The organism is Microbacterium sp. zg.Y909, assembly GCF_024626565.1.
Window position 1 is genome coordinate 1 of sequence record NZ_JANJFJ010000437.1, and the last position, 3,471, is coordinate 3,471.

2 protein-coding genes and 1 pseudogene are annotated in these 3,471 nt (G+C 71.4%); 1 reads left to right on the forward strand and 2 read right to left on the reverse strand.

From position 1 onward, the window contains the following. Positions 1-2,384, reverse strand: a 2,384-nt coding sequence (locus NQ160_RS20880; RefSeq protein ID WP_257517002.1) for an MMPL family transporter, incomplete at its 3' end; no start/stop codon positions are given. 114 nt (positions 2,385-2,498) lie between these two features. Here NQ160_RS20880 and NQ160_RS20885 point away from each other — a divergent pair. Continuing rightward, the gene (locus tag NQ160_RS20885; RefSeq protein ID WP_257515234.1) at positions 2,499-3,128 is read left to right on the forward strand and encodes a TetR/AcrR family transcriptional regulator; all 630 of its coding nucleotides are present in this window, start codon (positions 2,499-2,501) and stop codon (positions 3,126-3,128) included. Here NQ160_RS20885 and NQ160_RS20890 read toward each other — a convergent pair. Beyond that, positions 3,121-3,471: pseudogene (locus NQ160_RS20890) on the reverse strand (o-succinylbenzoate synthase); the annotation flags it as partial. The gene NQ160_RS20885 and the pseudogene NQ160_RS20890 overlap by 8 nt on opposite strands.

Here is a 3,471-nt window from a genome sequence, read left to right on the forward strand (position 1 = left end):
CGCTCGCCGTCGACGAGCAGGGTGCCGCCGTCGTCGACGCGGAAGGTGCAGTCCCGGAACAGGGTGACCTCGCCGCGGCGACCGGCATCGGCCGTCAGCGTCACGCCCTCGCCGGCGACGGCCGCGGGCCGCTCGGGCCAGTGCGCGGTGCTGAGCTCGCGCTCCACCGCCTCGCCTTCGATGTCGAAGTGCGGCAGCCGGCGCTCGAGCCAGCGCGGCATCCACCAGGCCTTCTCTCCCAGCAGGGCCATGACGGCAGGCACGAGCGTCATGCGCACGAGGAACGCGTCGATCGCGATGCCGGCGGCAAGGCCCAGCGCGATGGGCTTGATGGACGAGTCGCCCTCGGGCACGAACGCGGCGAAGACGGCGAACATGATGACGGCGGCCGCGGTCACGACGCGGGCCGACGCCGTGAAGCCCGACCGCACGGCGCCGACGGCGGTATGACGGTCGGCGCGTCCGGCGCGGTCACGACGGGCGTGCACGTAGTCCTCGCGCATGCGCGAGACGAGGAACACCTGATAGTCCATGGCGAGGCCGAAGAGCACGCCCATGAGGATGATCGGCATGAAGCTGATGACCGGCCCGGTGCGGGCGACGTGCAGCAGATCCGCGAACCAGCCCCATTCGAACACCGCCGCCACGACGCCGAACGAGGCGGCGACCGACAGCAGGTATCCCGCGGCGGCGGTCACCGGCACCCAGATCGAACGGAAGACGATCGTGAGCAGGATGAGCGACAGCCCGACGACGAAGAGGCCGAAGGGCACCAGCGCCGCGCCGAGGCGGTCGGAGATGTCGATGCCGACGGCGGTGAACCCGGTGACCTTGAGATCGACGCCGTATTCGTCGAGCAATCGGTCGTGCTGGGCGCGGAGCTCCCGCACCAGGTCGGCGGTGGCCGGGTCGTCGGGTGCGGTCTCGGGGACGATCTGCACCAGGCCGGTGTCGGCCGTCTCGTTCGGTGTGGCCAGCGCCACCTCGGCGACGCCGGGGATCTTCGCGACCTCGTCGCCGATGTCGGTCATCAGGGTGAGCGGATCGGTGGAGGTGACGATCGTGCCGGTCATGATGAGGGGGCCGTTGGTGCCGGGTCCGAAGTGCTCGGCGGTCAGGTCGTACGCCTGCCGAGCCTCGCTGGCCGGCGACTGCACGCCGGCGTTGGGAAGGGCGAGCGTGAGGGATGCCGCGGGGACCGCGACCACCCCGAGGCCCGCCACGACGGCGATGGTCGTCACGACCGGGTGACGCGTGACGAGCATCACCCACCGCTGCGCGAAGCCCCGGCGAGCCCGGCGGGGTGCCGGCGCCGCGGCATCCGTCTCGTCGGACTTCGGCGCGCGGCGTGCGCGGCGTGGCCACCCGACCACACGGCCCTTGGAGAACCCGAGGAGCGCGGGGGTGAGCGTGACGGCGACCGCCACCGCGATGGCGACGGCGGCCGCGGCGGCGATGCCCATGACGGTGAGGAACGGGATGCCGGCGAACGAGAGCCCGACGAGTGCGATCAGCACCGTCATGCCGGCGAAGACCACGGCGGAGCCGGCGGTGCCCGTCGCGCGGGCAGCGGACTCCTCGGGCTCCACCCCCGCGCGCACCTGATCCTGATGGCGCGCGACGATGAAGAGGGCGTAGTCGATGCCGACCGCGAGCCCGAGCATGATCGCCAGCATGGGGGCCGTCGACGAGATCAGGGTGAAGGCCGTCGCCGCGTAGATGAGGGCGATCGCCAGACCCACGCCGATGAGGGCGCTCACCAGCGGGAACCAGGCCACGGCGAGGGAGCGGAACGTCACGATGAGGACGAACAACGCGAGGAGCACGCCGACCGCCTCGATGATCGACAGCGTCGGGATGGACGTGCCGAACAGGTCGCCGCCGAGGGCGACCTGGGCCCCGGCGGGGAGTTCGTCGCGCACGTCTGCGGAGATGCCGCGGAGGGCCTGCGTGGTCTCCTCGCTGACGTCGATGGCCTGGCCGTCGAACTGCAGGCGCACGATCGCGGCACGTTCATCGTCCGAGACGAGCCCCGAGACCATGTCGTCGAACGGGTCGGTGACCGCCAGCACGCCGTCGAGGTCGGTGAATGCGGCGACGGTGTCGGCGATGGCGCCCGTATAGGGCTCCTCGGTCACGACGTCGCCGTCATCGGCGACGATGACGATCTGGGCACTCGTGCCGCTGGCCTGGGGGAAGGTGCGCTCCAGGAGCTGGATGCCTTCCTGCGCTTCGGTTCCCGGGATCGAGAAGGCGTTGTCGGTGCCCTTCATGAAGGCCAGGGCACCGCCGCCCGCGAGGCTCAGCAGCAGCACCCATGCGACGAGCACGCGCCAGGGGTGACGGTACGACCAGCGGCCTAGGGAGAACAGGAGAGTGGACACGGCGTCCTTCGATCGGTCTTCGGTTTGGATACAGCACTGTATCGGATACGTAGGTGTATCGTAATTCGCGCCGGCCCCGCCGGGCTGGGTGATTCATGTGAAGGAGGTGGCGCGATGGCGGATCCGCGCCCGCTCACGCGCAGTCGAGAGAACACCCGCGGCCGCCTGCTGGACGCCGCGCTGGAGGTGTTCGCCGAGGTCGGGCTCGATGGCGCCTCCGTCGAGAAGGTGTGCGAGCGCGCCGGCTTCACCCGGGGCGCCTTCTACTCGAACTTCGCCTCCAAGGGCGAGCTGTTCCTCGCCCTCATCGCTCGGGTCGCCGAGGCGAAGATCGAGGAGGCTGAGACGCGCGTGCGCGGCCTCGACGCCGACAGCGTCTCGACCGACCCGGCCGATCTGCTGCGTCGCCTGGTCGGGCTGTCGGTGGGTCCCGGCATCGATCCCGCGTTCAGCAGTGAGATCCGCGCGCAGGCGCTGCGGGATCCGCAGATGGCGAAGGCGTACCTCGCCTGGCAGGACGGCATGATCGCCCGCATCTCGCAGATCGTCTCGCGGCTGGTCGACGCCTACGGCTTCCGTCTGCGGCTGCCCGCCGACGAGGTGGCGCGGCTATTCGTGCAGGTCGCGGACGACACCTCCGTGCGCGCCGCGCTGCAGGGCCTGAGCGAGGAGCGCGCCGGCGAGCTGCTCAACGCCCGCGCCGAGCGACTGGCCGCGGCGCTCGTGGACCCGCCGGTCAGCTGACCGAATCCAGCACGGCGTAGCAGCGCGCGATCCGGTCGAGCCACCACGCCCGGCGGTCTGCCGGCGCCTCGCGGGCGGCGAGTGCTGCGGCATCCGCCTGCACGCGTCCCACCGGGAGTGCCCCGCCCAGGGGTGCGAGCGCCGGGGTGGCGATATCGTCGACGAACAGCGCTGAGGTGCCGAGGCCGCAGTCGAAGTCCAATGTCGGCAGAGCGGCCGCCAGGGCGACCCCCATCGACAGGCCGATCGAGGTGTCGAGGGCACTGGAGACGACGGCGGGGAGCCCTGCCTCGGCGACGAGCTGCAGCGCGCGGTGGACGCCGCCCAGCGGCTGGGCCTTGAC